At 72.1% G+C, this 17,660-nt stretch carries 17 protein-coding genes; 6 read left to right on the forward strand and 11 right to left on the reverse strand.

What is annotated here, in order from left to right; genetic code table 11:
- Positions 1-32: 32 nt before the first annotated feature.
- Positions 33-1,403, forward strand: a complete 1,371-nt coding sequence (locus tag SM450_RS01665) for a cystathionine beta-synthase (protein ID WP_474617845.1) — start codon at positions 33-35, stop codon at positions 1,401-1,403.
- 60 nt (positions 1,404-1,463) lie between these two features.
- On the opposite strand, the gene SM450_RS01670 is transcribed toward SM450_RS01665, so the two are convergent.
- From SM450_RS01670 to SM450_RS01710, 9 genes are all read right to left on the reverse strand, one after another.
- The gene (locus SM450_RS01670) at positions 1,464-1,973 is read right to left on the reverse strand and encodes an N-acetyltransferase family protein (protein ID WP_474617846.1); all 510 of its coding nucleotides are present in this window, start codon (positions 1,971-1,973) and stop codon (positions 1,464-1,466) included.
- The gene (locus tag SM450_RS01675) at positions 1,970-2,899 is read right to left on the reverse strand and encodes a ribonuclease Z (RefSeq protein WP_474617847.1); all 930 of its coding nucleotides are present in this window, start codon (positions 2,897-2,899) and stop codon (positions 1,970-1,972) included. Before SM450_RS01675 ends, SM450_RS01670 begins: the two co-directional genes overlap by 4 nt.
- Positions 2,900-3,178: 279 nt before the next feature.
- Positions 3,179-4,363, reverse strand: a complete 1,185-nt coding sequence (locus SM450_RS01680) for an osmoprotectant NAGGN system M42 family peptidase (RefSeq protein ID WP_474617848.1) — start codon at positions 4,361-4,363, stop codon at positions 3,179-3,181.
- Positions 4,360-6,198, reverse strand: coding sequence for an N-acetylglutaminylglutamine synthetase (gene ngg / locus SM450_RS01685; protein WP_474617849.1), 1,839 nt, complete (start codon positions 6,196-6,198; stop codon positions 4,360-4,362). Before ngg ends, SM450_RS01680 begins: the two co-directional genes overlap by 4 nt.
- A 2-nt stretch (positions 6,199-6,200) precedes the next feature.
- On the reverse strand, positions 6,201-7,991 hold the full coding sequence (locus SM450_RS01690; RefSeq protein WP_474617850.1) for an N-acetylglutaminylglutamine amidotransferase: 1,791 nt from the start codon (positions 7,989-7,991) through the stop codon (positions 6,201-6,203).
- Positions 7,992-8,184: 193 nt separating this feature from the next.
- Complete coding sequence (gene msrA, locus SM450_RS01695; protein WP_474617851.1) at positions 8,185-8,847, reverse strand: peptide-methionine (S)-S-oxide reductase MsrA; 663 nt, start codon at positions 8,845-8,847, stop codon at positions 8,185-8,187.
- Positions 8,848-8,921: 74 nt separating this feature from the next.
- Positions 8,922-9,335 carry an HIT family protein gene (locus SM450_RS01700; protein ID WP_474617852.1) on the reverse strand — a complete coding sequence of 138 codons (414 nt, stop codon included), beginning with the start codon at positions 9,333-9,335 and terminating at the stop codon, positions 8,922-8,924.
- 133 nt (positions 9,336-9,468) lie between these two features.
- Positions 9,469-10,155: a nucleotidyl transferase AbiEii/AbiGii toxin family protein gene (locus SM450_RS01705; RefSeq protein ID WP_474618347.1), complete on the reverse strand. Its 687-nt coding sequence runs from the start codon at positions 10,153-10,155 to the stop codon at positions 9,469-9,471.
- Between the two features lie 9 nt (positions 10,156-10,164).
- Positions 10,165-10,491 carry a hypothetical protein gene (locus tag SM450_RS01710; RefSeq protein ID WP_474617853.1) on the reverse strand — a complete coding sequence of 109 codons (327 nt, stop codon included), beginning with the start codon at positions 10,489-10,491 and terminating at the stop codon, positions 10,165-10,167.
- Positions 10,492-10,585: 94 nt separating this feature from the next.
- Here SM450_RS01710 and SM450_RS01715 point away from each other — a divergent pair, with 94 nt between their 5' ends.
- Genes SM450_RS01715 through ilvA form a run of 4 tightly spaced genes read left to right on the forward strand, consistent with a single transcriptional unit; the run spans position 10,586 to position 15,341 of the window.
- Positions 10,586-11,728 carry a cystathionine gamma-synthase gene (locus SM450_RS01715; protein ID WP_474617854.1) on the forward strand — a complete coding sequence of 381 codons (1,143 nt, stop codon included), beginning with the start codon at positions 10,586-10,588 and terminating at the stop codon, positions 11,726-11,728.
- A gap of 17 nt (positions 11,729-11,745) precedes the next feature.
- Positions 11,746-13,158, forward strand: a complete 1,413-nt coding sequence (locus SM450_RS01720; protein WP_474617855.1) for an amidase — start codon at positions 11,746-11,748, stop codon at positions 13,156-13,158.
- 51 nt (positions 13,159-13,209) lie between these two features.
- Positions 13,210-14,124: a DUF4328 domain-containing protein gene (locus SM450_RS01725; protein ID WP_474617856.1), complete on the forward strand. Its 915-nt coding sequence runs from the start codon at positions 13,210-13,212 to the stop codon at positions 14,122-14,124.
- Positions 14,121-15,341: a threonine ammonia-lyase gene (gene ilvA / locus SM450_RS01730; RefSeq protein ID WP_474617857.1), complete on the forward strand. Its 1,221-nt coding sequence runs from the start codon at positions 14,121-14,123 to the stop codon at positions 15,339-15,341. Before SM450_RS01725 ends, ilvA begins: the two co-directional genes overlap by 4 nt.
- Before the next feature lie 66 nt (positions 15,342-15,407).
- Here the strand turns inward: ilvA and greA are convergent, their stop codons facing one another.
- The gene (gene greA, locus SM450_RS01735; RefSeq protein WP_474617858.1) at positions 15,408-15,908 is read right to left on the reverse strand and encodes a transcription elongation factor GreA; all 501 of its coding nucleotides are present in this window, start codon (positions 15,906-15,908) and stop codon (positions 15,408-15,410) included.
- Positions 15,909-16,054: 146 nt separating this feature from the next.
- Positions 16,055-16,489, reverse strand: a complete 435-nt coding sequence (locus SM450_RS01740; protein WP_474618348.1) for a DUF4307 domain-containing protein — start codon at positions 16,487-16,489, stop codon at positions 16,055-16,057.
- Positions 16,490-16,730: 241 nt separating this feature from the next.
- On the opposite strand from SM450_RS01740, the gene mca reads away from it, so the two are divergent.
- Complete coding sequence (mca, locus tag SM450_RS01745) at positions 16,731-17,612, forward strand: mycothiol conjugate amidase Mca (protein WP_474617859.1); 882 nt, start codon at positions 16,731-16,733, stop codon at positions 17,610-17,612.
- Positions 17,613-17,660: the final 48 nt, after the last annotated feature.

Here is a 17,660-nt window from a genome sequence, read left to right on the forward strand (position 1 = left end):
CACGACGGCGGCGCGACGAAGGGCACAACGAGGTGCAGTACTACGACAACGTCGTCGAGTTGATCGGCAACACCCCGCTGGTACGCCTGCGCAACGTCACCGAGGGCATCCAGGCGACCGTGCTGGCGAAGGTGGAATACGTCAACCCGGGCGGCTCGGTCAAGGACCGGATCGCGCTGCGCATGGTGGAGGACGCCGAGGAGGCCGGCATCCTCGGGCCGGGCGGCACGATCGTGGAGCCGACAAGTGGCAACACCGGCGTCGGGCTGGCCCTGGTGGCCCAGCTCAAGGGCTACCGCTGTGTCTTCGTCTGCCCGGACAAGGTCAGCCAGGACAAGCAGGACGTGCTGCGGGCGTACGGCGCCGAGGTGGTGGTCTGCCCGACCGCCGTCGCGCCGGAGGACCCGCGCTCCTACTACAACGTCTCCAACCGGCTGGCCCGGGAGATCCCCGGCGCGTGGAAGCCCGACCAGTACAGCAACCCGGCCAACCCGCGCTCGCACTACGAGACCACCGGCCCGGAGCTGTGGCGGCAGACCGAGGGCCGGATCACCCACTTCGTCACAGGCGTCGGCACCGGCGGCACCATCTCCGGCATCGGCCGCTATCTCAAGGAGGCGTCCGAGGGCCGGGTCAAGGTGATCGGCGCGGATCCGGAGGGCTCGGTCTACTCCGGCGGCACCGGCCGGCCGTACCTGGTCGAGGGCGTCGGTGAGGACTTCTGGCCGACGACGTACGACCGCGCGATCGCCGACGAGATCGTCGAGGTGTCGGACAAGCAGTCGTTCGAGATGACCCGTCGGCTGGCCCGCGAGGAGGGGCTGCTTGTCGGCGGCTCCTGCGGCATGGCCGTGGTGGGCGCGCTTGAGGTGGCCCGCAGGGCCGGGCCGGACGACGTGGTCGTGGTGCTGCTGCCGGACGGCGGCCGGGGCTACCTGTCCAAGATTTTCAACGACCGGTGGATGGCCCGGTACGGCTTCCTGGACGACGCCGGCACCGAGCCGACCGTGGCCGACGCGCTCGCCAGCAAGCCGGGTGGCCTGCCCGAGTTGGTGCACGTCCACCCGACCGAGACGGTCCGCGACGCCATCGACTACATGCGCGAGTACGGCGTCTCCCAGCTCCCGGTGCTCAAGGCCGAGCCGCCCGTGGTGACCGGCGAGGTGGCCGGCTCGATCGCCGAGAAGGACCTGCTCGACGCGCTCTTCACCGGCCAGGCGCACCTGCACGACACGATCGAGCGGCACATGGGCGAGCCGTTGCCGATGATCGGTGGTGGGCAGCCGGTCAGCGAGGCGGTCGGGCTGCTGGAGAAGGCCGACGCGGCGCTCGTGCTTGTCGACGGCAAGCCCCGGGGCGTGCTGACCCGCCAGGACCTGCTGGCCCACCTCGGCGCCCGCTGAGTTGGTGAGTGTTAAGCGGGGGCCCCTCCTCTACCGAATGCGTTAAGCGGGGGCCCCTCCTTACACCGCACGGGTGTAGCGGAGCTGGGGGACCATCGCGCGGCCGATGCGGTCGGTGCGGTGGCCGCCGGTGGGGTGCCAGCCGCCGCGCTCGTAGAAGCGGCGTGCGCCGGCGTTGTCGCGCAGCACCCACAGTGCCGCGCGGGTCCAACCACGGGCCCGCATCGCGTCAAGCGCGTCCACCATCAGCGCCCGGCCGGTGCCCCGGCCCCGCTCGTCCGGCTCCAGGTGGATGGCGTTGAGCAGCCCGGTCGCCGGGTCGCCCTCGTCGTCCGGGCCCAGATAGCTGAAGCCGACAAGCCGCCCGTCCCGCTCGGCCACGATCATCCGGTGGTCGGCGCCCTCCCAGGTCAGCCGCTCCACCCAGTATCTGCCCATCGCCTCCGGGGTCGGGTCGGCAAGCGACTCCGGCGGCAGGAACGACGAGTATGTCGCCATTCGGGAGCGCTGGTGCAGGGCGCCGACCGCCATCAGGTCGGTCTCGATAGCGGGGCGTAGGGAGATCGTCACCCGGGCGACGCTACCCGGCGGGGTGGCACCGGAACCGTTACCAGGTCCTCGGCGATCACCAGTTCGCCGGTGAAGTGCCGCCGGGCCTCGTCGTGGAACCGGCGCGCGTCGGCGTACCGCTGGGAGAAGTGGGTGAGCACGAGCGTGCGTACCCCCGACTCGGCCGCCACCCGCGCGGCCTGGCCGGCGGTGAGGTGGCCGACCTCGGCGGCGAGCGTGGCCTCCGACTCCAGGAAGGTCGACTCGATGACAAGCAGGTCGGCGTGTTCGGCGAGGGCGTACACCCCGTCGCAGAGCCCGGTGTCCATCACGAACGCGAACCGCTGCCCGGGTCGGGTGACGCTCACCTCGTCGCGGCTGACGCGACGCCCGTCGAGGTCCAGGTGGCCCTCGCGGAGCAGCCGCCCCACGCCCGGACCGGCGATGCCGTACGCGGACAGCCGCTCCGGGAGCAGCCGGCAGCCGTCCGGCTCGACCAGGCGGTAGCCGTACGTCTCCACGGGGTGCCGCAGCCGGCGGGCCTCAAGCGTGCCGACGCCCAGGCTGATCCGCTGCCCGTCGGCGTCGATCGGCGTGACGGCCAGCTCGGCGGTTTCGTAGAAGCTGGAGGCGTGGCGAAGCCGGGCGAAGTATTCGCCGCCGCCGGCCGGGAAGTGGACGGCCACCGGGCGTGGCACCCGGTCCAGGGAGAGCCGTTGGATCATGCCGGGCAGCCCGAGGCAGTGGTCGCCGTGGAAGTGGGTGACGCAGATCCGGGTCAGGTCGGTGGCGGTGACGCCGGTGTGCAGCATCTGACGCTGGCTGCCCTCGCCCGGGTCGAAGAGGATCACCTCGTCGTCCCAGCGCAGCAGGTAGCCGTTGTGGTTGCGCGCCCGGGTGGGGGCCTGACTGGCCGTGCCGAGCACCACCAGCTCACGCATGGACAAGGTTTTCTCCCGGGCATGAAGCGACCCCCGGGGCTTCCGCGCTCGCGCGCGGGCCGGCTGGACTATGGCCGGCACCCCGGGGGTCGGGTGGCTGTCGTGGTTTCGCCGCACCGCTGCCACACGGTCTCGACGATCGTTCTTCACTGTCGAGGACAGCGGCTAGCGGACAGCCACCTCACGAGTCCGATTGCTATACAAGTCTGGACCACCTCCTTTCCCGTGTACCGCCACGCTATCCACTTCCCGGCGGCCTCGGCAACGGATTTCGATCACAGACGCCTACTCCACGCCGATGGGGCCCTCGCGCGGGCCGTCGGTGTGGGCGGGCTGCACCGCCAACGACGGGAAGTCGGCCAGGTCGCCCTCCGGCTCGGCGTCCCACTCGGGGAACACAAGCGGGCTCTGCAGATAGAGGCAGAGCAGTTGGGTGAGCTGGTGCAGGCCGTCGAGGTGGGTGCGCTCGTGGCCGTGGGTGGCGTCCACGCCGAAGCCGAGCAGCGCCACCCGGGCGTGCGCCCCGGCCTCGACCGCCGACGCCGCGTCCGACCGGTAGTAGTCGAACACGTCGCGGACCAGGTCGACGCCGTGTTCCTTGGCGATCGCGGCCAGGTTGCGGGTCAGGTGGTAGTCGAACGGACCCACCCCGTCGCCCATGGCCAGGGTGGCGGCGTTCTCCCGGGACTGCTGGCCGGGCGCGACCACCGCCGCGTCCACCGAGACGATCTCCGCCACGTCCGGGTCCAGCCCGTGGCTGGCACCGTGGCCGATCTCCTCGGTGACGGTGACCAGCAGGTGCGCGGTGACCGCCGGGGTGACGCCGGCGTCGACAAGCGCCTTGAACGCGGCGAGCACCGCGGCCACCCCGGCCTTGTCGTCCAGGTGTCGGGACTTGACGTACCCGCTGGGGGTGATGGACGGGTTGGGCAGCAGCGCGACGAAGTCCCCGGTGTCGATGCCGAGCGCCCGCAGGCCGGCCTCGTCGGTCACCGGCTCGTCCACCCGGACCTCGACCAGCTCCCAGCCGACGCCCTGGAGGTCGACCGCCTCGTTGTAGCGGTGCCCGCTCGCCTTCAGCGGAAGGATCTGGCCGGTGACCACCCGGTCCAGGTCGTCGGTGAAGATCCGCACGTGGGCGCCCTCGGCGAAGCGGGCGCTGTGCGTGCCGATCGGGTTGATCTCCAGCCGCCCGTTCTCCTTGAGTCGCTTCACCATGCCGCCGATGGTGTCGGTGTGCACCACGACGGCCCGGTCCGCCCCGGTCGACCGGGGGCCGGGCAGGCAGGCGCTCAGCGCCCCGCGCCGGGTCAGCGTGGAGCTGATCCCGAGCGCGGAGAGCCGCTCGCCCACGTACTGCTGGATGTGGTCGGTACGCCCGGACGGGCTGGGGATCTCCAGCAGTTCCACCAGCACCTGGCGCAGGTATTCGAGGTCGAGCTTGAGCGGTTCGGGTTTCCGTGCGGTCATGCCCCAGAGCCTGCCGCACCGGCCGGCGACCAGAGTCGCTGCGGTGCCCGCGTGCCCGGGAAGAGGAGGTCGACGAACCGTTCGGCGGTCGGCTGGGGCTCGTGGTTGGCCAGGCCCGGCCGTTCGTTCGCCTCGATGAAGACGTGTTCCGGCGCGTCCGGGGCGGGCACCAGCAGGTCCATCCCGGTGACCGGGATGTCGAGTGCCCGGCTGGCGGTCACGCACGCCTCCGCGATCGCCGGGTGCAGCTCGGCGGTCACGTCGTGGATGGTGCCGCCGGTGTGCAGGTTGGCCGTCCGCCGGACCGCCAGCACCTGCCCCTCGGGGAGCACGTCGTGCATCTGGAAGCCGGCCTCGGCCACCACCTCGCGGGTCATGTCGTCGATCGGGATCCGGGACTCACCGCCGGTGGCGGCGGCCCGGCGGCGGCTCTGCCGCTCGATCAGCTCGGTGACGTCGTGCACCCCGTCGCCGGTGATCTGCGCCGGCCGGCGGACCGCGGCGGCGACCACCTCGTGGTCGATCACCACCACCCGCAGGTCGTCGCCCGCGCGCATCTCCTCGATCAGCACGTCCGGGCAGAACCGCCGGGCCAGCTCGACGGCCCCGGTCAACGCCTCCGGCGTCCGCACGCCGACGGTGATCCCGTTGCCCTGCTCACCCCGGGCCGGCTTGACCACCACCGGGCCCACGTCGGCCAGGAACGCCAGGTCGTCGGGCTCGCCGGTGGCGGTGCGCCCGCGCGGCACCGACAGCCCCGCCTCGGTCAGGATGCGCCTGGTGACCCGCTTGTCGTCGCAGCGGCTCATCGCCACCGCCGAGGTCAGCTCGGACAGCGACTCGCGGGTGTGGATGGTCCGGCCGCCGCTCGTCAGCTTCAGCTCACCCCAGTGCGGGTCGGTCACCTCCACCCGGATGCCGCGCCGCATCGCCTCGTCCGCGACGATCTTCGCGTACGGGTTCAGCTCGTCGTACCCCGCCGGCATGGCGGGCAGGAAGAGCCGCTCGTTGATCGGGTTCTTCCGCTTCACGCAGAGCGTGCCGGTGCGGTGGAAACCGAGCCGCTCGTAGAGCCGGATCGCGCCGGAGTTCTCGGCCAGCACGGACAGGTCCACGTACGCCCGGCCGCGGGCGTCGAGCCGGTCGGCGAGCGCGGTGAGCAGTGCCTGGCCCGTGCCGGGCGGCGCGGTGTTGAAGTCCACCGTCAGGCACCAGAGGCTGGCGCCGCGCTCCGGGTCGGCGAAGACCGCGACGTGGTCCACGCCGGTGATGGTGCCTACCACCTCGCCTGTCGCGTCCTCGGCGACCAGGTGCAGGAACCGGTCGGTGGCGGCGTTGTCCACGAGCACCTCGACCGGGGCGGTGACCATGCCGTTGCGGGCGTAGATCCGGTTCACCGCGTCCGCGTCGGCGGCGTCCCGCAGCGGGCGGATCGCCAGCCCGGGGATGTCCTCACCCTCGGTGGCCGCCGGCCGGCGCTCACCGAGCGGCAGCCGGTAGGTGAGCGACGGGTCGATGAACAGCTCGTCCGGCAGCCGGGAGACAAGCACGTGCGGGTCGCGCAGGTAGATGCAGATGTCCCGGGCGCCGTTGGCCTCGGAGCGCAGCACGTCGGCCACGTGGAGCTGGTCGGTGAAGGTCTGACCGAAGACCAGGCGGCCCCAGCCGCAGTCAAGCACCACGCCGGAGGCGTCCGCGGACTCGAGGGACGGCCGGCGCGGCTCCGGCGTGCCGGGGGCGACCGGGTCGCCGCCGGGGCCGGTGCGTTCCCGGCGCCGGCCCAGCACCCGTTCCCGGTCGGTGCGTGCCGTGCCGGTGGCGAGGGTGTCGGTCACGGTCAGGCGATTCCGTGGCTCTGGAGCCACATTTCCAGGAGTCCCAGTTGCCACAGCTTGTTTCCGTTCAACGGGGTCAGTTCGGCATTCGGGTCGGCGAGCAGCGCGTCGACGTAGTCGGCGCGGAACAGGTCGCGACGGCGCGCCTCCGGGGCGCTGAGCGCGTCACGTACCCGGTCGAGCAGCTTGCCCTCCAGGTGGGTGAGGCCGGGTACGGGGAAGTAGCCCTTGGGCCGGTCGATGACCTCGTGCGGCAGGACCCGCCGGCCGATCTCCTTGAGCACGCCCTTGCCGCCCTGGGCCAGCTTCAGCTCCGGCGGGCAGCTCGCGGCCAGCTCGACGAACTCGTGGTCGAGGAACGGCACCCGGGCCTCCAGCCCGTGTGCCATGGTCATGTTGTCGACCCGCTTCACCGGGTCGTCGGTGAGCATGACCTGGGTGTCGATCCGCAGGCCGGCGTCGACCGCGGTCTGCGCGCCCGCCCGGCCCAGGTGCGCGGCCACGAACTCCCGCGCCGGGTCGCCGTCGGCCAGCCACGCTGGGTTGAGCACCCGGGCCAGCCCGGCCGCGTCCCGGTCGAAGAACGCCTTGGCGTACGTGTCGAGCGCCGCCTCCCGGTCCACCCCGGCGAGCGGCGGGTACCAGTGGTAGCCGCCCAGGATCTCGTCCGCGCCCTGGCCCGACTGGACCACCTTCACGTGCCGGGCGACCTCCTGGCTGAGCAGCCAGAACGCCACGCAGTCGTGGCTGACCATGGGCTCGCTCATGGCCGCGACGGCGGCCTCCAGCGGCGGCAGCAGGTCGCCGGTGGGCACCCGGATCTGGTGGTGGTCGGTGCCGAACGTCTTCGCCACCAGGTCGGAGTAGACGAACTCGTCGCCCTCCCGGCCGCCCACCGCGTCGAAGCCGATGGAGAACGTGGCGAGGCCGGAGCGGCCCTGCCCCTCGCCGGCGAGCAGCGCCACCACCAGGCTGGAGTCGAGGCCGCCGGAGAGCAGCACGCCCACCGGCACGTCGGCCACCATCCGGCGGCGCACGGCGGTGGTGAGCGAGTCGAGCAGCGCGTCCTGCCAGTCCCGCTCGGACCAGCCGGCCCGCTCGTCGGCCCGGCCGAACGACGGGTCCCAGTAGACCCGCTCCCGGCTGGTGCCGTCCGCCTCGTACACCTTGACCGTGGCCGGCGGCAGCTTGGTGACGCCGCGCAGGATGGTTCGCGGCGGCGGCACGATGCTGTGGAAGCTCAGGTAGTGGGCGAGCGCCACCCGGTCGATGGTGGTGTCGACGCCGCCGCCGGCGAGCAGCGCCGGCAGGGTGGAGGCGAAGCGCACCACGCCGGGGCTCTCGGCCAGGTAGAGCGGCTTGATGCCGAGCCGGTCCCGGGCCAGCACCAGACGGCCGGTGTCCCGCTCGCTGATCGCCACCGCGAACATGCCGATCAGGTGGTCGACGAAGTCGGGGCCCCATTCGGCGTACGCCTTGACCACGACCTCGCTGTCCCCGGCGGAGAAGAAGCGGTGGCCCTTGGCCTGAAGCTCCGCGCGCAGCTCGCGGTAGTTGTAGATGCAGCCGTTGAAGACCCCGGTGAGGCCCGCGCCCGCATCCACGATCGGTTGGCCGCTCGCCGCGGACAAGTCGATGATCTTCAGGCGTCGATGCCCCAACGCGGTCGGCCCCTGCGACCAGACGCCGCTGTCGTCGGGCCCTCGGTCACTCATCGTGGCCGCCATCCGCTCCACTGCCGAAACGTCGGCACGTGAACCGTCACGGCGGAACTCTCCCGCAAGTCCGCACATACGAGCCAATGCTGCCAGAGCTTGTTGCAGTTCGCCTGTTGAGACGATGACGAACGTGTGACAGCTTGCTACAGTGCGCCGTCACCGAGGGTGGTTGCCCGTCACGCCTTCGGTTCCTGCCCTCCAGTGAGTAATGCCGGAAATGCGCCGGGCCCACGGTGTGACGAACACCGCAGGCCCGGGATCTGCCGGTCTAGCTTCCGGTACGGGCCACGCCGACCGGGCAGCTCAGCCCGTTCGGTCCGTGGTTGCAGTAACCGCCCGGGTTTTTGGTCGGGGCCAGGTACTGCTGGTGGTAGTCCTCGGCGAAGTAGTAGTCGCCAAGCGGGGTGATCTCCGTGGTGATCTCACCCTTGCCGGCCCGCGCCACGATCGGAGCGAAAGCCTCCCGGGACGCCTCCGCCGCGGCGCGCTGCTCGTCCGTGGTGGTGTAGATCGCCGAGCGGTACTGCGTGCCCACGTCGTTGCCCTGGCGCATGCCCTGGGTCGGGTCGTGGTTCTCCCAGAAGACCTTCAGCAGATCCTCGTAGGCGATCTTCGACGGGTCGTAGACCACCTGGACCACCTCGGCGTGCCCGGTCATGCCCGAGCAGACCTCCTCGTACGTCGGGTTGGTGGTGAAACCGCCCGCGTAACCGGCCGACGTGGTGATCACGCCGGGAAGGGTCCAGAACAGGCGCTCGGCGCCCCAGAAGCAGCCCATGCCGAAGACGGCGACCTGCGCGCCCTCGGGGAAGGGGCCCTTCAGCGAGGCGGGCAGCACCTCGTGCCGGTCGGCGACCGGCATGGCGAGCGGACGGCCCGGCAGGGCCTGGTCAGGAGCGATCATCTCGGCCTTCATGCGGCGGAGGAACACGGTGGGACTCCTCTCGTGGCTTTCCCAGCGTGTAACAGCGCCGGTCCCCGGTTCCTTACCCGCCCATCCCGACCTCAGGCCAGCGCGGCCGAGATCCGAGCGGCGAAGCCGGTGGCCTCGGTGTCGTCGGCGTAGCGGGTGCGGGGCCAGAAGAAGCCGCGCAGTCCGTCGCCCTTCGTCCGGGGCACCACATGGGTGTGCAGGTGCGGGACGGACTGGGACACCCTGTTGTTCATCGCCACGAACGTCCCACCGGCATCCAGACCGGTCTCCACCGCCGCAGCGATCCGCTGCACCAGCCGGAAGTAGCCGGCCAGGGCGTCGGCCGGCAGGTCGGTCAGCGCCACCAGGTGGGCACGGGGCACCACAAGGACGTGCCCCTTGAACACCGGTCGGGTGTCGAGAAACGCCACGCCGTCCGCCTCATCGGTCACGGTGAAGGCCGGCACCGCACCGCCCACGATCCCGCAGAACACGCACCCGCCCATCCGCCCAGGCTAGCCCGAACCCCCTCCACGTTGCCCTCCTCCACACAGCCCCGTCGATCATGAAGTTGGCAGCGACAATTGGGACGCCAGCCGCCGTCAACTTCATGATCGACGGGGCTGTGTGGAGGGGTTCTCAGAGGGCGTCCAGGTAGGTGTCCCAGTCGTCGTCGGGGATGCCCGGCGGGCCGGGTTCGCCGTTGGCGAGACGCGCCCGGATGTCGGCTTCCCACCGCCGCGCCCAGTGCCGCAGTTCTGCGATGTCGTCCTCACCGAGGCCGTAGGCCGCGAACGTCTCCACGTCGAGTTCGTCCACCCCGCCGAGCCGGTCGGCGAGTTCGTGAAGCGAGAATCCGGCGGTGTGCCGGGCAGCCAACGTTTCCAGTTCGGTGCATACCAACAACGTGTTGGCGGCCCTGGCGTCGATGTAGTCGCGATGTGCGGCGCGATCGTGCAATGCCCTGATCTTGAGACCCACCGCGTCCTCTAATGCCAGCACCGGCCCGACGTGCAGCGCGACCGGCGGACCGATCGCCTCCTTGAGCAGGTCGACCTCACAGTCGCCGGACGAACTGCTGACCAGCAGCCGGGCCATCCGCGGCGTCGCCTCGACCACACGGCATTCGAAGCCCGCGGCCCGGTACGCCGCCGCCAGGCGCCCCGCCACGAGAGGCAGCGGTAGGGCGGTGGCGGTGGCAAAGTCGATGTCGCGCGAGGGGCGGCGAACAAGATCATGTGCGACGAGAGCATAGCCGCCCGCGAGGACCAAGCCGAGCTCGTCCCCGGCGCGGAACCCGATGCTTAAACAGGTGCGCGTGCAGATCGTCCACGGCTACGCGGTCAATCCCGGCATCCTGCTCTCCCACAGGGCGATGACACGCCGAGCGGTCAGCCGGCGGATGCGGGCCCAATCGCCGCGCAGGAGGACAGGGTTGACGAATCTGGCGATGTCCTCGCGCTGTCCGCAGTCCATCAGAGTGCGGTACAAGGTCAGTCGCTGCCCACTGTCCTCGATATCGAAAGTGGTCAGCCCGGACCAGGCGAGTCTGATCGGCAAACTGACCCGGCCGCGTTCGGGCCCCTTCAGCTTGTCGATGGACGTGGGGATCCGATCGGCGACGCCGTGCAGGCGGGAGGGCAGCGCTTCGGTCGAACTCACCGGCCCAGTATGGCCGACCGGCCGACAACCTCGCGGTTGTGACCCGCGCCGGGTTCCCCGCACCGATACGGACCGGCGGACTAACGTCTCGGTAATGAGTCACGGCTTCGAGACGCTCGCCATCCACGCCGGTCAGGACCCCGAGGCCCGCACCGGCGCGGTGATCCCTCCGATCTACCAGACCAGCACGTACGCCCAGGACGCCGTCGGCGCGCCCCGCGAGGGCTACGAGTACAGCCGCTCCGGCAACCCCACCCGGGACGCGCTTCAGGAGTGCCTGGCCGCGCTGGAGGGTGGTCCGGTGGCGCTCGCCTTCGCCAGCGGCCTGGCCGCCGAGGACACGCTGCTGCGGGCGGTCTGCAAGCCCGGCGACCACGTGGTGATCCCGGACGACGCGTACGGCGGCACCTACCGCCTGTTCGCGAAGGTGGCCGAGCGGTGGGGCCTGGACTACACCCCGGCGAAGGTCTCCGAGCCGGACGCGGTCCGCGCCGCGATCCGGCCCGGCGTCACCCGGATCGTGTGGGTGGAGACGCCGACGAACCCGCTGCTCGGCATCGCCGACATCGCCGCCCTGGCCGCCGTGGCGCACGACGCCGGCGCGCTGCTTGTGGTCGACAACACGTTCGCCTCGCCCTACCTCCAGCAGCCGATCGCGTTCGGCGCGGACGTGGTGGTGCACTCCACCACCAAGTACGTCGGCGGGCACTCCGACGTGGTAGGTGGCGCGCTCGTCGCCGCGGACCGGGCGCTCGGGGAGGAGCTGCGCTACCACCAGAACGCGATGGGCGCCGTCAACGGCCCGTTCGACGCGTGGCTCACCCTGCGCGGTCTCAAGACCCTCGGGGTACGGATGGACCGGCACTGCGACAACGCCGAGCGGATCGCGGCCTGGCTGGACGGCAACGCGAAGGTCGCCCAGGTCATCTACCCGGGCCTGCCGTCGCACCCGGGTCACGAGGTGGCCGCCAAGCAGATGCGCCGCTTCGGCGGCATGATCTCGTTCCGCGCGGCGGGCGGCGAGGAGCACGCCGTGGAGATCTGCAACCGGGCGAAGCTGTTCGTCCTCGCGGAGTCGCTGGGCGGGGTGGAGTCGCTGATCGAGCACCCCGGCCGGATGACACATGCGAGCGCCGCCGGCTCGCCGCTTGAAGTTCCCGCCGATCTCGTGCGACTGTCTGTCGGCATCGAGACGGTCGACGACCTGCTCGCCGATCTGGAGCAGGCACTGGGCTGACCGCTGGACGACGGAGGTTGGCAGTGCCGGACATCTTGCCGACGACCTGGGTCGGGGCGACCGCGAAGCAGATCGCCCGCGCGGTACGCCGCGGCGACGTCTCCGCCACCCAGGTGGTGGCCGACCACCTCGATCATGTGTCCCGGGTCGACGCCGAGCTCGCCGCGTTCCGCGCGGTACGCGGCGGCGAGGCGATCGCCGAGGCGGAGAAGGTCGACGAGCAGGAGGAACTGGCCGACCTGCCGCTGGCCGGGGTGCCGGTGGCGGTCAAGGAGAACACCCCGGTGGCCGGCCTGCCCACCTGGAACGGGTCGGCCGCGATGCGTACGCCGGTGGCGGAGGCCGACCACGAGGTGGTCCGGCGGTTGCGCGGCGCGGGCGCGGTGATCCTCGGCGTGACGCGGATGCCGGAGCTGGGCCTGTGGGCCCTCACCGACGACGACAGCGGGGTGACCCGCAACCCGTGGGACCCGACTCGTACCCCCGGCGGTTCCTCCGGCGGCGCCGCCGCCGCGGTGGCCGCCGGGCTGGTGCCGATGGCGCACGGCAACGACGGCCTCGGCTCGATCCGCATCCCGGCGGCCTGCTGCGGCCTGGTCGGGCTCAAGCCCGGCCGGGGCGTGGTGCCCTGCCAGCTCGGCGCGGACGACTGGTTCGGCCTCACCGAGCACGGCATGCTCGCCGGGACGGTGGCCGACGCGGTGGTCGGTTTCTCGGTGCTGGCCGGTCGCCGGCCGGCCAAGCTGGTCCCGCCGCCGCGGCTGCGGGTGGGCGTCTCGCTGCGCTCACCGGTGCGCGGCGTCTCCCCGGACGCGGCGAACCGGGACGCCGTCGCCGCCGCCGGTCGGCTGCTTGCCGGCGCCGGGCACGACACCGTCCCCACCGACCCGGTCTACCCCACCCGGCTCGGCCTCCAGGGCATCGCCACCTGGTTCGCCGCCGCCGCGGCCGACGTGCGGGCCGCCGGCGTGGCCCCGCGTCAGCTCCAGCGGCGCAGTCGCCGGCACGTCGCGCTCGGCGAGTGGGCGCAGCGCCGCGGGTACGTCCGGGAGGCCGATCGGGCCGCCTGGCGCGAGCGGTCGGTGCACTTCTTCGACGACCACTCGGTCGACCTGCTGCTCACCCCGGCGTTGGCCGGGCCGCCGCCGGAGGCCGCCGGCTGGTCCGGCCGGTCCTGGCTGGCGAACATGACGACGAACATCAGGTACGCCCCGTACGCCGCGCCGTGGAACATCGCCGGGCTGCCGGCGATCACGATCCCCGTCGGCCGTCGCCCGGACGGGCTGCCGCTTGCCGTGCAGTTCGTCGGGCCGCCCGGCTCGGAGTTGCTGCTGCTCGGCGTGGCCGGCCAGTTCGAGATGCAGGCGCCCTGGCAGCGGCACGCGCCCGGCTATCCCCGGGTCGGAACGGGATCCCCGGCCGCCGCATGATCGTCTAGGTTGTGCGCACCCCCTTCGCACAACTCACTCGGACGGTCCCCGATGCACTGCCAGACCTGCGGGGACGCCACGTCGCCCGCGTTCGACGACTGCCAGCGCTGTGGCACCCGCCACGGCCAGCCAGCCGTCCTTCCGCACGTGCCCACCTATGCCGTCCGGGGGCTGGGGCGGGCTGCCTCCGTCGCGGTCGGCGTGACCGCCGTGCTGTTCACGCTCTCCGCGTTCTTCCCGCTGCTTGGTGTCCGTCTCGCCCGTTCGGCCGCCGAGCAACTCGACCGGGACGTGCTGCTCGGCGCGGCGCTGGCCGAGGTCCTGTTCACGCTGCCGTTCGTGCTGTCCCTTCTGGTCGCCGCCACGCTCGTGGTGATCTGGACGTGGCGGGTGCGTAAGAACCTGGACGCGTTCCCGGGTCCCACGCCGACCCAGAGCGCCGCCTGGGCGATCGCCGGTTGGCTGGTGCCGCTGGCCAGCTTCGTCGTGCCGGTCCGGGTGGTGGCTGAGGTGGCCCGGCACAGTCTGTGGCGCCGCCGTACGCCGTGGCCGGTCGTGCTCTGGTGGTCGACCTGGCTGGTCTTCTCGATCGGTGAGCGCGTGGTCGCGCAGTTGGAGGAGCAGCGGTACGAGCGGTTGACCGAGTGGCCGCGCAACGACGAGGAGTTCGCCACCTACGTCAGCTTCTACCAGGGCGCGCTCGCTCCGCGGCTGGTGCCGGTGGTGGCCTGCCTGATCGCCGCGGCCTCGTTCGTCGTGCTGATCCGCCGGATCTCCGCCGCCCAGCAGGAGCGCATCGCCCGGGCCGCGCCCGCGTGGCCCGGCTACCCAGGCCACCTGGGTCACCCCGGCTGGCCGGCTCACCCCGCCGTGCCCGCGCCCGACCCCGCCCTGCCCGCGCCCGGTGCGCAGTCGGCGACGTCGGCGCAGGTCCCGCCGGGGGTGGGTGGCACGATCGGGGCATGACGGAACTGGTCGGTCTCGCCGACGTACAGGCCGCGCGGGAACTGCTCGCCGGCGTCACCCGCACCACGCCGCTGGAGCCGTCCCGGCCACTGAGCGCCGAACTCGGCGGGCCGGCCTGGCTCAAGTGCGAGAACGTGCAGCGCGCCGGGTCGTACAAGGTGCGCGGCGCGTACGTGCGGATCTCCCGGCTCTCCGCGGCGGAGCGGGCCCGCGGCGTGGTGGCGGCCAGCGCCGGCAACCACGCCCAGGGCGTGGCGCTCGCCGCCGACCTGGTCGGCACGCACGCCACCGTCTTCATGCCGGTGAACGCGCCGCTGCCGAAGGTCGCCGCGACCAAGGGGTACGGCGCCCGGATCGAACTGGTCGGCAACACGGTGGACGAGTCGCTCGTCGCGGCGCAGACCTTCGCGGAGCGGACCGGCGCGGTGTTCATCCACCCGTTCGACCACGCGGACGTCATCGCCGGCCAGGGCACGGTGGCGCTGGAGATCCTGGAACAGTGCCCGGACGTGCGGACCATCGTGACCGGGGTGGGCGGTGGCGGGCTGGTCTCGGGAATCGCGGTGGCGGCCAAGGCGCTGCGCCCGGACGTACGGGTGATCGGGGTGCAGGCCGCGAGCGCGGCGGCCTTCCCGCCCTCGCTTGTGGCCGGCGAGCCGGTCCGGCTGCCCTCATTCGGCACGATCGCCGACGGGATCGCCGTCGGCCGCCCCGGCGAGCTGACCTTCACCCACGTCCGCAAGCTCGTCGACGACGTCGTCACGGTCACCGAGGAGGACATCTCCCGGGCATTGCTGATGCTCCTCGAGCGCGGCAAGCAGGTGGTGGAGCCGGCCGGCGCGGTCGGCGTGGCGGCGCTGATGGCCGGTGCGGTAGAGGTGACCACGCCCGTGGTCGCGGTGCTCTCCGGCGGCAACATCGACCCGCTGCTGATGCTCCGGGTGATCGAACACGGCCTGGCGGCGGCCGGGCGTTTCCTGCGCGTCACGGTGCGCTGCACCGACCGGCCGGGTCAGCTCGCCTCCCTGCTCAGCGAGATCGCCGAGCACCGGGCGAACGTGGTGGACGTGGTGCACCAGCGGGCCAACCCGCACCTGCGGCTCGGCGAGGTGGAGGTGGCGCTCTCCGTGGAGACCCGCGGGGTGGCGCACTCGGACACGCTTATCAGCGCGTTGCGTGCCAGCGGCTACCAGGTGGTCTTCGCGGGCGAGGGGTGAGGCGCCACCGCGAACGCCCCGACCGGATCAACCGGTCGGGGCGTTCGGCGCGGGTCCGCCGGGGGGTCAGCCGGAGTACGGCTCGAACGAGACCACGGTCACCTTGATGTCGGCGCCGCTGGGCGCGGTGTAGGTGCAGGTCTGACCCGGCTTGCCGCCGAGGATCGCCTTGCCGAGCGCGGACTCGGGGCTGTAGACGGTGAGGTCGGTGGTGGAGGCGATCTCGCGGGAGCCGAGCAGGAACGTCTCGGTGTCGTCGGCGTCGTCGTCGAAGTAGATGGTGACGACCATGCCGGGCGACACCGCGTCGGTGTCCGGCGCCTCGCCGACCTTGGCGGTGCGCAGCAGCTCCTTGAGGTAGAGGATGCGCCCCTCCGCCTTGCCCTGCTCCTCGCGGGCGGCGTGGTAGCCACCGTTCTCCCGCAGGTCGCCCTCCTCGCGCCGGGCGTTGATCTCGGCGGCGATGACCGGCCGGTTGGCGATCAGCTCGTCGAGCTCGGCCTGGAGGCGGTCGTGAGCGTCCTGGGACAGCCAGGTGGCGGGCGCCTCGTTTCCGTTTGTGGACACAGGCGATCTCCTCGGTTGGTGCGAACTGGCTGACAGGTGAAACCACCAGATTACCAGTGCCGCACACGTCGAGGTGCGGTCCAGCACCCCGGGTGCCGGCGATGGGACCCGGGGTGCGGGTGCCGGCGGCGCGCCGGCGGTCCGGCTCAGCCGGCCGGTCGGCAGCGCAACACCTCGCCGATGAACGGTCGGGCGCTTGTCGGCACCTCCTGCCGGGCGCGGACGTGCCGCTGACCCGGTTCGGCGGCCACGGTGGCCTCCACGTGGCCCACCTCGGCGCCGTCGTGGGAACGGGCGCGCAGCAGGCAGGTGGCGGCGCCACCAGGTGGCACGGTGACCCGGAAGTCGACCACGACCCGGGAGTCGGTGATCCCGGTGTAGCTGATCATCTCGCCCTGGTAGTCGGGGTCGCCGTACTGCTGGTAGAGCTTCACCGCGCCCAGCCCGAGGACGGCCAGCGCGGCCGTCACCGCCAGGGCGAGCGCGAGCGGCCGGCGGCGCCCCGGCTCCCGGCGACGGCCGTAACGGCCCGGCGGGAAGACCGGCGCTCCCGGTGCGACTGTGGCGTGCGTCTCGCTCACCGGCGGGTATCTCCTGGCGTTGTTGTCGGCGGCATCGGCAAGAATGGCAGGGTCCATCTTCCCAGCCCGGCGCTGAGTCAAGGATGGCAGGTCGGCCCCGACCGGTCCGGGTGGTCCTCGCCACCCCGGCGGCGGTCCCGACCGGCCAACACGGGGGCTTTCGCGGGCGCGGGGGGGAGATTCCGGCACGTCAGCCGGCCGGCGCGTGCCGGTCGGCGGGCACAGACGAGGAGCGCCGAAGGTGGCAGAACAGCTGCGTCTCATGGCGGTGCACGCCCATCCCGACGACGAGTCGAGCAAGGGCGCCGCCACCATGGCGAAATACGTCGCCGAGGGGGTGGATGTCCTGGTCGTCACCTGCACCGGCGGTGAGCGGGGCAGTGTGCTGAACCCCAAGATGGACCGGCCCGACGTGTGGGCCAACATCGGCGACATCCGCCGGGCCGAGATGGACGCCGCGCGCGCCGTCCTCGGCGTCGAGCAGGCATGGCTCGGCTTCGTCGACTCCGGGCTGCCCGAGGGCGACCCGCTGCCGCCGCTGCCCGAGGGCTGCTTCGCGCTCCAGGAGGTGGAGGTCGCCGCCGCGCCGCTGGTCCGGCTGATGCGACAGTTCCGCCCGCACGTGGTCACCACGTACGACGAGGAGGGCGGCTATCCGCACCCGGACCACATCATGACCCACAAGGTCACCGTGGCGGCGTTCGAGGCGGCCGGCGACCCCGACCGCCACCCGGAGCTGGGCGAGCCGTGGCAGCCGCTCAAGCTCTACTACGACGTGGGCTTCTCCCGCGCCAAGATCCTCAGCCTGCACGAGGCGATGCTCGCCGCCGGCTTCGAGTCGCCGTACGGCGAATGGATGAAGCGGTGGGAGGAACGCCCCGACAAGGGGGAGCGGATCACCACCCGGGTCGACTGCGCCCCCTACTTCCCGGTCCGCGACGACGCGCTGCGCGCCCACGCCACCCAGATCGACCCGGACGGGTTCTGGTTCCAGGTGCCGATGGATCTCCAGCAGCGCGCCTGGCCCACGGAAGACTTCCAACTCGCCCGCTCGCTCGTCGACAGCCCGCTCCCTGAGTCCGATCTCTTCGCCGGGGTGCGCGAGACGTGCCGTGCCGGCTGACATCCCCGAGGGCTACCCTGGTGACCAGCCGCACATCGGAGGAACACC

Source organism: Micromonospora marincola (genome assembly GCF_056150385.1).